Origin of the sequence: Desulforapulum autotrophicum HRM2, assembly GCF_000020365.1 — a bacterium.
In the GTDB taxonomy this organism is placed as follows: domain Bacteria; phylum Desulfobacterota; class Desulfobacteria; order Desulfobacterales; family Desulfobacteraceae; genus Desulforapulum; species Desulforapulum autotrophicum.
This window is the reverse complement of the sequence record NC_012108.1, coordinates 2,371,049-2,386,457: the sequence shown is the minus strand read 5'-3', so window position 1 is coordinate 2,386,457 and position 15,409 is coordinate 2,371,049. Positions and strand designations below refer to the sequence as shown.

At 45.6% G+C, this 15,409-nt stretch carries 14 protein-coding genes; 7 read left to right on the top strand and 7 right to left on the bottom strand.

Going from position 1 to position 15,409, the window contains the following annotated elements:
- The first annotated feature begins 39 nt into the window (after positions 1–39).
- From HRM2_RS10485 to HRM2_RS10470, 4 genes are all read left to right on the top strand, one after another.
- Positions 40–2,040 (top strand): biotin/lipoyl-binding protein, encoded by a 2,001-nt coding sequence (locus HRM2_RS10485; RefSeq protein ID WP_041273198.1) that lies wholly within the window; start codon positions 40–42, stop codon positions 2,038–2,040.
- On the top strand, positions 2,040–3,290 hold the full coding sequence (locus HRM2_RS10480) for a TolC family protein (protein WP_015903987.1): 1,251 nt from the start codon (positions 2,040–2,042) through the stop codon (positions 3,288–3,290). Before HRM2_RS10485 ends, HRM2_RS10480 begins: the two co-directional genes overlap by 1 nt.
- 15 nt (positions 3,291–3,305) lie before the next feature.
- Positions 3,306–4,115, top strand: a complete 810-nt coding sequence (locus HRM2_RS10475) for a polyphosphate polymerase domain-containing protein (RefSeq protein ID WP_015903986.1) — start codon at positions 3,306–3,308, stop codon at positions 4,113–4,115.
- Positions 4,116–4,188: 73 nt separating this feature from the next.
- On the top strand, positions 4,189–4,875 hold the full coding sequence (locus HRM2_RS10470; protein WP_015903985.1) for a DUF4956 domain-containing protein: 687 nt from the start codon (positions 4,189–4,191) through the stop codon (positions 4,873–4,875).
- A 62-nt stretch (positions 4,876–4,937) separates the two neighbouring features.
- Here HRM2_RS10470 and HRM2_RS10465 read toward each other — a convergent pair whose 3' ends face one another.
- The 3 genes from HRM2_RS10465 to HRM2_RS10455 all read right to left on the bottom strand — a co-directional run bounded on the left by HRM2_RS10465 (position 4,938) and on the right by HRM2_RS10455 (position 6,488).
- Positions 4,938–5,522 (bottom strand): hypothetical protein, encoded by a 585-nt coding sequence (locus HRM2_RS10465; protein ID WP_232364249.1) that lies wholly within the window; start codon positions 5,520–5,522, stop codon positions 4,938–4,940.
- A 315-nt stretch (positions 5,523–5,837) separates the two neighbouring features.
- Positions 5,838–6,224 (bottom strand): hypothetical protein, encoded by a 387-nt coding sequence (locus HRM2_RS10460; protein WP_015903983.1) that lies wholly within the window; start codon positions 6,222–6,224, stop codon positions 5,838–5,840.
- Positions 6,225–6,242: 18 nt separating this feature from the next.
- Entirely contained in the window at positions 6,243–6,488 is a 246-nt protein-coding gene (locus HRM2_RS10455; protein ID WP_015903982.1) for a hypothetical protein, read from the bottom strand.
- A 511-nt stretch (positions 6,489–6,999) separates the two neighbouring features.
- Between HRM2_RS10455 and HRM2_RS10450 the strand changes: the two genes are divergently transcribed.
- A complete protein-coding gene (locus HRM2_RS10450) occupies positions 7,000–8,259 on the top strand; it encodes a hypothetical protein (protein ID WP_015903981.1) in 1,260 nt (419 codons plus the stop codon).
- A gap of 91 nt (positions 8,260–8,350) precedes the next feature.
- Here HRM2_RS10450 and HRM2_RS10445 read toward each other — a convergent pair whose 3' ends face one another.
- Genes HRM2_RS10445 through HRM2_RS10440 form a run of 3 tightly spaced genes read right to left on the bottom strand, consistent with a single transcriptional unit; the run spans position 8,351 to position 10,225 of the window.
- Positions 8,351–8,992 (bottom strand): flavodoxin family protein, encoded by a 642-nt coding sequence (locus HRM2_RS10445; protein WP_015903980.1) that lies wholly within the window; start codon positions 8,990–8,992, stop codon positions 8,351–8,353.
- 2 nt (positions 8,993–8,994) lie between these two features.
- Entirely contained in the window at positions 8,995–9,126 is a 132-nt protein-coding gene (locus tag HRM2_RS28065) for a hypothetical protein (protein ID WP_269719613.1), read from the bottom strand.
- A gap of 25 nt (positions 9,127–9,151) precedes the next feature.
- Positions 9,152–10,225 (bottom strand): putative protease, encoded by a 1,074-nt coding sequence (locus HRM2_RS10440; protein WP_015903979.1) that lies wholly within the window; start codon positions 10,223–10,225, stop codon positions 9,152–9,154.
- A 570-nt stretch (positions 10,226–10,795) separates the two neighbouring features.
- Between HRM2_RS10440 and HRM2_RS10435 the strand changes: the two genes are divergently transcribed.
- Complete coding sequence (locus HRM2_RS10435; protein ID WP_015903978.1) at positions 10,796–12,670, top strand: acyl-CoA synthetase; 1,875 nt, start codon at positions 10,796–10,798, stop codon at positions 12,668–12,670.
- A gap of 54 nt (positions 12,671–12,724) precedes the next feature.
- Here HRM2_RS10435 and ilvY read toward each other — a convergent pair whose 3' ends face one another.
- Positions 12,725–13,606 carry an HTH-type transcriptional activator IlvY gene (ilvY, locus tag HRM2_RS10430; RefSeq protein WP_015903977.1) on the bottom strand — a complete coding sequence of 294 codons (882 nt, stop codon included), beginning with the start codon at positions 13,604–13,606 and terminating at the stop codon, positions 12,725–12,727.
- A gap of 179 nt (positions 13,607–13,785) precedes the next feature.
- On the opposite strand from ilvY, the gene ilvC reads away from it, so the two are divergent.
- Entirely contained in the window at positions 13,786–15,258 is a 1,473-nt protein-coding gene (ilvC, locus tag HRM2_RS10425) for a ketol-acid reductoisomerase (RefSeq protein WP_015903976.1), read from the top strand.
- Positions 15,259–15,409 lie beyond the last annotated feature (151 nt).

Here is a 15,409-nt window from a genome sequence, read left to right as displayed (position 1 = left end):
CAGGCCAGATTCAGCAAACAAGATAAACATTCAGGAGAGATGAAATTGCGCAGACAAAACAAGGGAAACGGGGGGCTTTATGCCGTATGGTTCATTATCCTGGTTGCAACCGTTGCCATCACCCGTTTCTATGGCCTAGAGAGTTCAAATTTTTATGGCATTGCAGAGACCCGTGAAATTGTCGTTAATTTTGAAGGTGCAGTTGAAATCAAAAAAATCAATGTTACTGAAGGTCAATCCGTTGAACAGGGAATGTTGCTGGTTGAGCTCAGCAGCCCGGATCTGATGTTAAAGATCAATCAGATCTCCCACCAGCTGGATCAATTAAAGGCCCAGAAAGGGGTGGACAAATCAGAAATTCAATCACGACTGAGGCAGTTAAAGGCAGAAAAAGCCGCCAAAGAGAGTGAGCTTAGAAACCAGATCGCGCAACTTGAGAACCAGTATAAAATTAACAAGTCACTGCTTTCAGGTTTAAAAAGTATTTCCGGTAACGGCGGCTATGGCAACGCTGAAGGCAGCAGTCCCATGGAATTGAAGATCAAAAGTTTAAAAGAAGAACTCAGCCTTTGCGTCAATCCCCTTGCAATCCAGATTGAACTTTTTGAAAAAATCCTGGCCAACTCAAAAAACCCCGTCAAAATTCAGGTTGAACGGCTTGAACAAGAGTTGACCCTGCTCGCTAATGAAAACAACAAATTAAATATTTATGCGCAAATTTCAGGCATCATTGGCTCGGTGAACTTCAAGCCCGGGGCAAAGGTGTCCCCTTTTGCTCCGATTTTAACCCTCCATACAAGGACACCCTCGTTTATAAAAGGTTACATCTATGAAAATGCATACGCAGACATCGCCATGGACGAGCATGTTAACGTGGCATCCCTTGCCATTGCAGACAGAAATATTACCGGTGTTGTGATTGGCATCGGAGCACGAATCGTGGCCTATCCGGAACGGTTGAGAAAACATCCCGACCTGCAGATGTGGGGTCGGGAAGTGGTCATCCAGATACCTGAAAACAATCATTTCATTCTGGGAGAAAAGGTGTTGATCACCTCATCTGTAAAAAAACCGGGGGGTGTTGAGCAGTTGAAACGGTTATTTACCCCTTCAGAAAGCGTTGCAGATGTTCTGCTGGCCTGTAAGAACTTTTTGTTTGAGGAAGATATCCTGCCGATCATCCCCCTTGAAACCCAGGGGATTGAAGCGTCAGCACTCTTGTACCTTAAAGATATTGACAGATACATGGTGTTGAGTGATGACACACCCGGTAATGCCCCGCTTGTGATGCTCATGGATTCCCATGGCAGGATCACCAGGGAAACGGCCATTGCTGGATTAGAGAAAATTGATGATATGGAATCTGTGGCCGAAGCAGATCAAGGAATTCTCTATATCTCATCATCCCTTAGCACCGCCAAAAACGGCAAAGTCAAGGAGACAAGAAAAAACCTCGTCTCTGTCCAGCGACAGGGAAATCATTTCACACTTGTTAAAACAATAGATCTTTATTCCCAGCTCATGACCCATGCCCAGCGAGAGGCAGGTCAACCATGGGCAGACTTTATCCTTGGTGCCATTTCGAAAAAAAACCTTGATATGGAAGGTATGATGTACAGGGAGGGATCTCTTTTCCTGGGCTTCAAAGCACCTCTGATGAACAAAGAATCGGTTATTCTCAAGATCGATGAAATTGACTGCGCCATGGAAACCCAAACCTTCAAGCCCCATCAAATTTCCATATGGCGAAGTTTCAGCCTGATACCTGGGAAGGGACAATTGCAGGAGGGAATCTCAGACCTGCTTTATTTTAAAGGGATCCTTTATCTCACAGGGACCCCCTTGATGAAAGACAAAGGATCCCGGTCTGGAACGCTCTGGAAGCTTGATGAAGCCACCGGGACACCAGTCTGCCTCGCCCATTTTAATGATCTCCAGCCAGAGGGTGTTGCCTCAGGAAAAGAAAAAAACAGTCTGATCATCTGTTTTGATCAGGGTCACAAAACCAAATCAAAAACATGCAAGATAAAGGTGAATTAATGAAAAATCTGTGTATCATACTGGCAGTTCTTTTTTCAATTCTCACGGGTTACGGCAGCGCCCATGCCCTTGAGGACATGAACAAATTGACCATTGACAGCTTCGTCCTCACAGCCGAAAAGGACCTTAAGCTTCAAAATCAGCAGGAGCTTACCCGATATCTGAACGAGGCACCTTCCAGCACCCCCTACATTGATCGCATGGAGTTCAGGACAGAGACCCAGGAGTTCGACCTGGAAAAACAGAAGTATTCACTTCGACTTTATCCCAAGGGGTGGGGCGAAACCCGGTATACAAGACAGGTAACCGAACTTGCCAGCCAATCCTGCCGAACCGAGGAGAGGGACTACTACAACACGGCCCTGAAGTTGCGCTATGAACTGGTTCTGGATTATCTTGAATCAAGAACCATGGTCGACCTGAAGCAACAGTTGGCAGCCGTGTGTGAGGACAGAATCCATGTGCTCAAAAAAAAGAGTGCCGGAAGTGTTTCATTTGATATCAGTGACCTGATTTCGGCAGAGGAACTGCTGACTGATCTCAGGCTGGAACTTGTGGGACTTGAAAATAAAATTACCGGAATCGAGCATGAGATAGCTGTTGCAGCAGATTCACAAAGGCCTGTTGCTTTTGACAAGACTCCCCTTATCCCGATCAGTGTAATTGAAAAGAAAATTCACGAATTGCCCCAGGAAGCTAAAGTCAACAACGTCAAATTAGAAGACCAGAAAAATAAAATGGACCTCGCAGACAGCAAGTACAGGCTGGAGCAGGCAAAGAACCGAAATTATTTAAACTTTTTTCAAGTCGCCTACGACAGCGATGATAACGATGATATGGAAAAGGCCTGTTCCATTGAATTGGCCGTCAAATTGCCGTTTATTAATTCCGACCAGGATGGGGTAAACCTAAAGAAAATAAACTTCATGAAAGAGCGCCTGCAGTACAATGAGGAAGTGAGGGCCCTTGCTGAAAAGAAAATCTCCCAGACCCGTTCACTGGATCGGTTGATCAGACAATACACCCTGCTTGAAGCAAACAGACAAAACGGTAATGCCAAAGTTTCCTTGAAAACCTATTTAAAGATAGATGGCATGGATCCCCTGAACCTTCTGAAAATAAGGGAATCCATCATCAAAAGTGATCTCCAGCTTGAAAAAACAGCGTTTAATATTCGCAACAGATTCATCGAATTAATGGACATAATGGGAAAACTTCCGGAAAAGCCCTTTAAAAATTACATTCTCTGATAAGGAACTATTTTCTTGGGTAATCCTAAACAAAAAGCCATTCCTGCTCTGCTTGAGCGGTATGAACTGAAATATTTAATTCCCATTGAAATGATGGATCCCATCGCAAAATTTGCATCGGTTTATTGTTCCCTGGATAAATACGCCGGCAATTCGGCCAATGGCTATTACAGGGTGAACAGCATCTATCTTGATTCACCCGACTATCTGTTCCTGCGAAGGCGCCTTGAGGGTGTGCAGAACCGGTTCAACTTGCGTGTTCGTTCCTACGGAGATCATCCGAAACCGCCATATTTTCTTGAAATCAAGCAGAAAACAGGCGGGGTGGCCAGAAAATACCGGGCCCCGGTGATGGATAAGGAGTGGTACAAGGTGTACACCGAACCTGGTTTTGAACCTAAAAATGATGGGCAAAGCCTGGAAGAACAGCGCAATAAAAAACTGTTTGAACGGATGGTTTACACCTACAATGCCGCCCCTAAAATCCTGACGCAATATCTCAGGAATGCATGGATCAGCGATGTGGACGATTATGCACGGATCACATTTGACATTGACCTGAGATTCCGGCAGGAGGCAGAATACCGACCTGTTCCGGGACATGGTGAGATGGTTTCATGTGATCATACCCTGGCATTTGATCCAGGATGTGCCGTGGTTCTGGAACTAAAATGCTATACCTCCCGGGTTCCCCTCTGGATGGTTGACCTTATTCGGTTTTTCAACCTGGAACGGCGCAGTTTTTCAAAGTACCTTACCGGGGCATCCGAACTCATGGTCCTCCATCGCCATGATGACGATTCAAGGGTTTCGGCAATTTTATAAACAACAAATCTGGGATAAGATCTCTTTCCCATTGGACGGTTCATCTGTCTGACTATGAAATACGGAGAATAAAATGTTAGATACACTGACACTTCAAACGGCGACATCCCATTCCGGACTGCTGATTATCATCTATACCATGTTTGTGGCATTCCTCCTGTCGGTAACCATAGGGATAACCTATATTAAAACCTTCAGGGGACTTTCCTATTCAAGAACCTATGTCCAGGCCGTAATCCTGAGCTCCATCGTGGCGGCCACCGTTGTTCATGCCATTGGTGACAGTCTTGCACGTGGGCTTGGAATGATCGGCGCCCTTGCCATCATAAGATTCAGGACAAGCTTCAAGGACCCCAGGGACATCCTGTTCATGTTTTCCGCCCTGGCCGCCGGAATCGGATGCGGGGTCGGCGCATACAACGTTGCTGTTGTCGGAACCCTGGGATTCGTGCTCACGGCACTTTTACTCCACGTAACACCCCTTGGACAACCCAGCACCTTTGACGGTATGCTGCGTTTCAACATTAACAGCAATGATGAAAACAGGCACGAGCTTGAAGCACTGCTGAGAAAATATTGCAAAACCTTTGTCCTGATTACATTAAGGGATATGCAGCAGGGAGAGCGCCTGGATTATGCCTACCATGTAAAAATACGAAAGAACCGTGAGACTGCCCGCCTGCTCAAGGAAATGCCGGAAAAAATCCCTTCTGTCCGGGGGGTCGGACTCATGCTCCAGGAGACCACGGTGGAGTTGTAATCCCATTTAACAAAAAAAATGTATACACCCGAATCGGCCAGGGATATTGACGACAGGAATGCCTATTTTAATTTTTCAAGCTTTGGCCGACCACTGATCAACACCCTGCCCTTTTCTGTGTAAATATTTGTAATATCCATATCAATATTAAACTGGTCGCTGCCAATCTGGGTTAAAACAGGCTGAAGTTTCTTAATTTCAATGGGGTATTCCACGCCGTTGGCAAGGGACATTAACTGCAGCAGGTTCGCCGCTATTTTGTTTTCTTTTTTGTCACTGTTTTTTTGCAATACATGGGGCGTAACATGGAGTACTCGTTTGGAGGCATCATAACGCAAAGAAAAACTGGAGTCGAAATCGGCATTAAAGTTACCTATCTCCATCCACAAAGCCTGGTTGCCCAGGTGGGTTTCTAATTTAATGTTTCTACCCTGGATATTCATCTCAAACGCCACCTTGTCAGAGCCAATTGTTATGTTATCAATGGCGTGAATCCACAGGCGTCCTTTTAAATAGTCTGCTTTTTCAAGGTTCAGCGGCAAGGTGGATTTGATCATATTGGCAATCACATTACGAGGAACGATAATTGTAATCTCATCCGACGGAGCCGCCTGGGCATAGCCATCACAAATTGTCATAAAACCCATTAAACAGATAAAAATCAAACCTATACATTTTTTTCCCATAAACCACTAAGCCCCTTATCAACAGATTTTAAAATCCATGTTTAAGGCCCATGATCGCAATAAAATCTTCCAAAACATGGTGTAGAATTTTAAGTCGTATTCAAGGCGCGTTAATGGGAGCATATTGAAATATGCGCCCATTAAGGCAACGAAGAGGACGGCTTAAAAGACACGCCATGTGGGAGGTTTTATTTTGATAATGGGCCTAACCTCTTTGTTCGGATGGAAATGACATGAGGATATCTGTAATATAGAAATAAGTCTGTATAAAAAAAATCAGGAGTCTTCTAAGAAGTTAATGGAGATATTTTCTTCATCTGTCTCTGATAACGTGTAATGGCCCTGTTTTGATAAGGTGATGCCCTTGTCTTCTGCTGCCACAAGCAATGTTTTCATAAGCCTTTGTTCGGCATCGGCTTCACAATCTTTGTTGAAAAATATATCCACCTTTCTACCGGTTTCTGTGAATTTGTAAATAAAAAGGTTGTGAGAAACAAATACAAGGTCGTCATACTGATAGGTGACTTCAAGCCCGGCAGCATTTGTTATTTCCATCATCAGGGACAAGGGACTTAAGGGAATAACAAGTTCCTGGTCATCACAACCAGTTTCCTTTCCCAGGTTCGGACAGAGGGTAAGATCCTCCTTCTCCAGCTGTGTCACAATCGCCTCCTTATTTTATTATTCAGTACTTGCTGTAGTTCTTACGGATACAATATTTTCCCAGTCATAGTAGGTGTTAATGGTCTGTCCTTTTTCTTTTTCCGTAATGCGTACAAACTCTTCGCCAAGGAAAAAAGTCGCGGCAGTATAAACTTTACCCTCATTGATCTGGCAGTGGACATCTTTTCGTAATTTTCGAGATAAGGTGCCTTGAACCGGCATGGATGCATATTCAAAAATTTTTTCCAGCGTTGTTTTTTTCATGTTTTCTCCTTTGAAAGAACAAAGTTGTTGGGTAACTGAATAAACGGTTACAGGCTCGCAAAAATAAGCAAGCAAATTAAATGCCAGACAGACAGAAAGGTCGACATAATGTCATTTTATTTTATAACATTTTTATATTATAAGCATATTATATTTATGAACTGCTATTTTTAAATTAAGTTAAAAATAGCAGTTTTCCATTTTTATTACATTTATGTCTACTTTAACCACTTTTTTGTATGTTTTTAAAGACAAGCTAAATTTCAGAGAACCCAGGGTCACACGCAAAACAGGCATAGGATTTTAAGTCGTATTCAAGGTGCGTCAATGGGATCATATTGAAATATTTGCCCATTAACACAACAAAGAAGACAGCTTAAAAGATACCCACCGGTAAATTGTAAATATTATTTTAAAAAAATATTGAAACCAGGCTTTTTATTCGTTATATTCAAAGTTTTTTTTACAAATCAAGATGACAAATATGCCAGACCTAAGGTGTTGCTGAAAAATGGAAAAATATATTGGATGGATTATCGTTGGCACACTTGCCGTATACCTTTTAAATATCGTGATGCCGGTTGCATGGATGATACCGGCATTACTGGCCTGGCTTGTGCCGGTTTTAATGTGGCCGACCCTTGGCCGGGGTATCCGCACCCAGTCACTGGTGCTCGGTGCCCTGGGCATCATCACCCAGGTTTTCTCGGCCCTCCACGGCGTCTTCCTTGGCTGGACGATGGTTCTTACCCTTAATCTGCCCCTTCTGGCCATGTTTGTAGCAGTTTCCTTTCTTTCCCTGACCAGTTCCGAGATTGAAAAGAATTCCCTGCCCACAGGAAAAAGGGCTGCAATTAAAACGGCGATTGGGACCCACCTGCTGGCATCGGTCATCAATATGTCCGTGCTGTTTGTTTTTGGAGACCGAATTCAGCAAAACGGGACCTTGAACAGGAGTCAGCAGATTATTCTCGCCCGCTCCTTTTGCTCCGCTGCCTGGTGGTCTCCTTTTTTTGTGGCCACGGGTGTCGCACTGACCTATGCCCCAGGAATGTCCTGGCAGAGAACATTGCTGCCCGGCGCCCTCATGAGTCTTCTGGCCATTGGCTATTCTATTATCGAAGTTTGCTATTTCAGTAAGGATGAATTCTCCGGGTACCCCTTTAAGGTAAACACATTGACCATGCCAGTTCACCTTGCAGCACTGGTCATCTGTGTGCATTATTTCAAGCCTGAAATGAATATCTTGAATATCATCTGTATACTCTCGCCTGCCGGTGCCCTTATTTTTATGAAATGCCGGCCAAGGGTGAAAACATTGCACTCTTTTATTGATAACAAGCTCAAAGCTGTCGGCAGCCAATTTGTTCTTTTTCTTGCGGCAGGGATTTTCGCTGCCGGCGTTAAATCGGTTATCCTTGTGTACCCGGAGCTTTTCAGCCTGGGCAATTCAACCTTTACACCGGTGTTATTTTCCATCATCCTGGGGCTGGTCATTATTGCCGGGATTATGGGCGTCCATCCGATTGTCAGCATATCGATCATCAGTCCGCTGCTGTTACCCCTCAAGATGGACCCGTCCCAACTGGGTTTTCTTTTCCTCAGCAGTTGGGCGATTTCAACTGGCAGCAGTCCGCTGTCAGGCGTCGGCCTGGCCCTGGTGAGCCGATATCAGGTCTCAGCCAGCGGAATTGTTCAAAGCAACTGGCACTATGCCGTGATGATGTGGGCATCTGCCTCCCTGATGAACATTTGTTTCTTTGTCAGGTAAACATCTGCCGGCTCTGCATTCCTGGTAGGCACGAAACTCAAGGCGGCAGTGGTGGCTCCACACCCAGGAGGCCGAAACAGTAATCAAGACCTTATTTGTCTGTGCTGAGTATCTCACTTAGCAGGTGTGCCGCGTTTTCGCATTTGGCCATTGCGTCGGGTTGTTTATCAAATTCCGGCGGCAGCATATCCGGAGTCAACTTATCCACAAAACCGTTGTTCTTTACAACATTACCATCCGCACACGTCAGACCGAATTTACAGGTATAACACTGGGAAAAAGCACCCACCAGGAACCTGGACACCACTTTTGCCTTGTTCATCAAGACAAAATGATCCAGAATCTTTAAAACCTGGCTGTTTTCTTCATCAGCAGAATACCCTGTGGAAAAAACGATAAAAGGTTTATCCCTTAAGGGAAAGGCCCCTTGATGACGAAGGCAGAAACAGCGCTCCAGCAAGCAGTGGGACAGCCCGTTGGGCACATCGTAATAGTTGGGCACCCCCAGGACGATGGCATCTGCTTTCACCATGGCCTCTACTATTTCCTGAAAATCGTCTTTGACCACACATCTGTTGTCCTTTGTACAACCCAGACAGGCAATACAACCGCCTATATGCTTGTGAAAAAGCGAAATGTATTGGGTTTCTCCTTCACAGTGAGCTAATACATGCTTCACGGCATGTGCCGTTATTCTGTCTTTTCGGGGGCTGCCGGAAATTCCTAAAATCATAATCACTGTCTCCTTGGCTCTTTATTTTTCAGTCCCTCCATGGGGTTGTGCATGATATCCACAATCCCGGGCGGGGCCGGGCAGGGGGCCAACGGCCTGTCTGGGGGAAAGTTAATGAGAATTCTTTTGTTCATATGGTTTCCGTTCGCTCCCTATGGGTCAAACACTCATATTTTTCCGGGAGTATCTGTTGAATTGAATCGATTTATTTTGGGTGGTTGAGTCAAGCATCTTTTTGCAGTAGTCGCACTGGCTGCACTCTTTTGTGCAATTGGATAATTTATTTACATCTTTTTTTGAAATCTTTTTGTTGTCCACAAAATAATGGCCTGCCATCCACCTCATGGCATCTAAAATATCCAGGAGGTTTCCCCCATAGGATCCCTGAATATAAGCTGTAACGGTGTTTTCAAGGAAATCTTTGCCAAGGGTTCTGCCCGAAATTTTGATGGTATCAACCAGGTGGGAATAGTCGTCAATATCCTCGGGCCTGATAAACGGAGACTTGAACAGGCGCTCTGGATTGTTGAACAACACCTTCATGCACCCCATCTCCCGGTTGAACTCATATCCCCGTTCCCGGACAAGCCCGGTATTTGTCAGCGAAATCTGAGCATCGTGGGCAAGCTTGAACGGGCAATGGTAGAGGCACCCCTCGTTGGCAAGGAGTTCAAGCCTCAAACCCGGATATTCCTTCTTCAGCTGGGCCACAAGGATTTCAAGGGCTTTGGGGTTCCGGTTCAAAGATCTGTCCAGGACAAGTTTTGACGGGCGTTTGAACACGGTCTGGTCAACGAGTTCCAGAAAGGCCCGGGCTTTGTCCATGGAGTCTATCATGCAGTTGATGCCAGGAACCGCTTCAAGCTCACGAAGGGCTTCTCCGCCATGGATTGACAGGGCATTGAGAAGATAGGCATCACAAAAGATGATTCCGTCAAGGATAGAGCGATCCATGAGTATCTCAAGATTTTCCATGAGCCCGTTCAAAAACAAAGGGTCAAAGTAGAGATCAGGCGCCACGAACCGTGAGTTCAACAGACAATAGGTATGGGGAACCAAAAGCCCATTGAGCTGTACGGCAAGACTTTCCGTGTCAACTTGCTTGAACCTTAACCTTGAGTCGAGCACATGCCCCTGGTGGAGTCCAAAGTAAACCGAATCGATCCGGTCCCTGTGACGTTGTATAAAATGGGTGTAATCCCTGTCCGGAATGTAGGGAATATCAAATTTCATAATAGCTTCCAGTACCTGTTGAGTTGATTTCTTCCTGAGTCCCTTACATCAAAGGCGACAAGATTCACAGTTACACTTATTTTGAATGTTCGTTCAATGTAGACCATGCAGAATCTTTTGTCAACATTTCTGAATACCCATTCAAATCGAGCCTTGCAATGAAAAACTGGCCAATATTTCCTATATTAATGCCCTGAAGAGAATAGTGCAACTGGCCATGATTCCATGAGTTGTTTTAGAAGGTCATAACCGTCATGTTTGACGTGATCATGGGGCAAACTGTTGCATGTTTCCCACTATCTGATGACAAAAACCACAATTGGTGGGCGTTTTGAGATAGATTCACCTCTCAGAAAGTTGAGATGTCTTAGTTCAAAAACAAAATCCAGGAATGCAACTTTTAGGTTGAATTCAACAAATCTGTTGCATCCCATGCCCCATTAAAGTAACAGATTACCGTATCTATGGTATTTCAGTGTTGATATATGCAAAGGGCCTTTTTAAAAATTCAGGCACTATACTTTTTAAAAAGGTTCTAAACAAGCACGGCTAATTAACAGGAGAAAATCAATGGAACAGGGCTATACTATTCGTAATGTTGCTGATATTAAGAAAATAGAAACCACACCTGTCTCAGAACTCGTCATTGAAAAAAACACCTATGAGCTGATAAGAAAGGGTGCAGAGATCAATCCTGATGCCACAGCTATAAGTTTTCTGCTCAATGGAGATGGATACAATAAGCCCCTGGAGATAAGCTACAAAGAGTTTATGGGTAAAATACGGCAGACGGCAAATATGCTCCACGATTTAGGGGTTGGGCCGGATGATGTTGTAACTTACCTTCTTCCAGCTCTTCCCCAGACACATTATATCTTGTGGGGAGCCGAGGCTGTGGGTATTGCAAATCCCATCAATCCTTTACTTGAGCCTGAAACCATAAGAGATATCTGCATAGCAGCTGGAACAAAGGTTCTTGTGGGCCTGGGAGATTTTCCAGGCTCGGATATCTGGAAAAAAGTCGACGCTATCAGGGGGCAAATTCCCACTCTTACGAGCGTTATACGGGTTTTTGGCCCTTCAGACGAAGCAGAGGGGATATACGGGTATGATGAAAAAGTTGAAACATACCCTGGTGATCAGTTGATTTTTGAAAGAAACATAGACCCGGACGATATTGCCTCCCTTTATCATACAGGGGGAACAACGGGCAGACCAAAACTTGCGAGGCGATCTCATTTTAACGAGGTTTTCCTTATGTGGGATCTAAAGACCGTCACAAACTTTCAACCTGGTGAAACGGTAATGGTGGGCCTGCCGTTATTCCACTGTAACGGAACGTGCATAACCGGACTGCTCCCCTTTTCCGTGGGAGGGCATGTAGTAATTCTCTCTCCCACAGGATTCCGTGATGTTTCAATCTTGAAGAATTTTTATAAAATAGTGGATCATTTCAAGCCGTCATTTTTTTCCTGTGTTCCCACGGTCCTATCCGGCCTTATTGAAATCCCGGTGGAAGATTCAGACATTTCATCACTCAAATACCTCATTTGCGGTGCCGCACCACTGAGTGTAGAGCTTTTCAATCGTTTTGAGGAGCATACAGGCATGAAAATACTTGAGGGATACGGGCTTACCGAATCCACCTGTGCATGTGCCGTCAATCCCAAGGATGGAGAAAGGAAAATAGGAAGTATAGGGTTCCCCCTGCCCTATCAGAAAATGAAAGTTGTTGTCACCGATGATGATGGCAATTTTCTGAGGGATGCTGAAACAGGAGAAATCGGATCTGTATGCATCTCAGGCCCCTGTGTTTTCAAGGGATATGTTGAAGAGGAACACAACAGGGGAATCTGGGTGCAGGACGGATGGTTCAACTCCGGTGACCTTGGTCGTCAGGATGAGGATGGTTTTTTCTTTTTGACCGGAAGAAAAAAAGAACTGATCATTCGAGGTGGCCACAACATCGATCCTGCAATGATCGAAGAACCTCTTTATAGAATGAAAGAAGTTAAAATGGTTGCCGCAATAGGGCGTCCGGATGCCCATGCCGGTGAAGTTCCGGTGGCATATGTGGAAGTTGCAGAAAATTCAAAGATCAGTAGCGAAGACATAATGGAGTGGGCCAAAAAGAACATTGGCGAGCGGGCAGCCATACCTAAAGAGATCATTGTGATAGAACAAATTCCTCTGACAGCAGTTGGCAAGGTCTTTAAACCCGCCTTGAAATGGGATGCAACCAGAAGGGTATATGAAAAAGAACTTGCCGGACTTGAGGGCCTGGCAGACTCATTTTCCGTAAAAGTGAATGAAGACAAAGTTTATGGCACCTGTGCAAAAATAACAATAAAACCGGCAAAAGGCGTGGATAAGAAAACAATAAGCCAGAAGGTAAGTGAGCTTTTGACCAAATATACGATCCATTATGATGTTGATATCGTATAGAAAAGTCATAATGACCTGTTTGTCACTGCCCTATAGAATGGAAGGGGATGAATTTTATCTCGTTGTCCTGGCTGCCAGATCCCAGAGGGCCCGGATCATGGGCCTGGATAGATTTTTTTCAATGGTGCAGAGTCCAATTTCATAGGGTGGCAGTTCCGGCAGGTCATTCAGAATCATCATATCGTCCATGAGCGGGCTTTTTTCAAGGACCAGTTCCGGTACAAGCCCAATGCCGCATCCCAGATTGACCAAGGCGATGATGCCCTCATGACCGGCCACCCGGGAATAGATGTTGGGCACCTGCTGGTGCCTGGCAAACCACAGGTCCATGCGTTCCCGACTTAAGCCGACATCGGGAAGGATCATGGGGGTTTTTTCCCAGTCGATCCTGCCATTCCGATATTGAATAATACTGGGGAAGCGCTTGGGGGCTATGAATACAAGGGGACTTGTGATCATTTTCAAAAAACTCAGGTTATGGGGTATCTTTTCCGGCAGGGCCGCAATGACCACATCCACGTCCCGGTTGACAATCAGGGCTATGGATTTAGCAGGATCACCGGTTTCAAGCTTGATCTGTACCTTGGGATGAATCACCCGGTATCGGGCGATGATATCGGGCAGGATGCTATAGGCCGCTGTGACCGAGCAATATAGGGAAATTTCACCCCGGAGGACGTCATCCTCTGACCATTCCATCTGCAGGCGGTCCCAACGCTGGATCACATCCTCGGCGTATTTCTTAAAGGCCTGGCCGGCAAAGGTCAATTCAACGGACCGGTTGTCCCGAACAAAAAGGGATTGCCCCACCTCAGCCTCCAGGCGCTGGATCATCCGGGTCAAGGCAGAAGGGGTAATGTTGCAGGCCATGCTTGTCCGGGCAAAATGAAGGGAGCCGGAAAGATGTCTGAAAATCTGTAAGGTCCGAATATCCATATGGGGACTCTGCGGGTCAAAGTTAATGTTTCTTCTGTGTATACCACTTTGTTTCACTCTTCGCAATGCAGCGTTGCAAACAATTCATTTGACGCAACATATAAAATAAGCCATTTAAAGAACACAAGAGTTTAACAATCATTTTTTTGATGAAACCATATAAAGTAAGGAGCAGGGAAATGGGTAAAAATTATTTTAACGGATTGCCACTGCGGCTGCAACTTGAAGAATTATCCCAGTGCCGGTTCATGGACGCTTCTGAGTTCAATGGCGTGGAAGCTCTGAAGGGGAAAAAAATAGTCATCGTAGGATGCGGCGCCCAGGGCCTTCACCAGGGTCTTAACCTGAGGGACAGCGGCCTGGATGTATCCTATACCTTGCGGGAATCTGCCATCAGTGAAAAAAGGCAGTCCTGGAAAAATGCCACGGAAAACGGATTCAGTGTGGGGACCTATGAAACCATGCTGCCCAGTGCCGATCTGGTCATCAACCTGACCCCTGACAAACAGCACACCAATGTGATTGAGAAAGTCATGCCCCTGATGAAAAAAAATGCCTGTCTCTCCTATTCCCATGGATTTAACATCGTCGAAGAAGGCATGCAGATCCGAAAAGATCTTACCGTGATCATGGTGGCGCCCAAATCCCCTGGCACAGAGGTCAGGGAAGAATACAAACGTGGTTTTGGTGTGCCCACCCTCATTGCCGTACACCGGGAAAACGATCCCCGGGGAGAAGGGTTTGAGCTGGCAAAGGCCTATGCTGCGGGCACCGGCGGCCACCGGGCAGGGGTTCTTGCTTCCTCTTTTGTGGCAGAGGTAAAATCCGACCTCATGGGCGAGCAGACTATCCTCTGCGGTGTTCTCCAGATGGGATCGATCCTCTGTTACGACAAAATGATTGAACAGGGTGTGGATGCGGGCTATGCCTCTAAGCTGATCCAATACGGCTGGGAAACAATTACCGAAGCCCTGAAACATGGTGGCATCACCAATATGATGGACCGCCTTTCCAACCCGGCCAAAATAATGGCCTTTGACCTGAGTGAACAGCTCAAGGAAATCCTGGCCCCCCTGTTCAACAAGCACATGGACGACATCATGGGCGGTGAGTTTTCCAGAACCATGATGGAAGACTGGGCCAATGACGATGTCAACCTGCTCAAATGGCGGGCAGAGACAGCTGAAACCGCCTTTGAAAAATCAACCTGTACCAACGCCGATATCCCTGAACAGGAATATTTCGACAAGGGTATTCTCATGATCGCCATGGTCAAGGCAGGTGTTGAACTGGCCTATGACACCATGGTTTCAGCCGGCATCATCGAAGAATCAGCCTATTATGAGTCCCTCCACGAAGTGCCGCTTATCGCCAACCTCATTGCCCGGAAAAAACTCTATGAAATGAATGTGGTTATTTCCGATACCGCCGAGTATGGCTGCTATCTCTTTGCCCATAAAGCCGTGCCAATGCTTGAGGACTTTATGCGAACAATTGATACACAAGCCATTGGCAAGGGCCTTGATCCGGCCGACAACAGCGTGGACAATATCCGCCTGATCCAGGTCAATGAGGCCATCCGCGACACCTCTGTGGAAGAGGTGGGCAAAGAATTAAGGTATTATATGAGCGCCATGAAACCGATTATATAGTGTTTGAACAAAAACTCACCCATCTGCAGCGTTGCTTCAAGATTCTGGAATCCTCATGTACAGCAGTACACTCCGGTTTCAGAATCTTTTGCTCCTTGGACATGGGCAATTTCTCGCCCAAACACAGGTTTTTGATCACCGATATATAGAT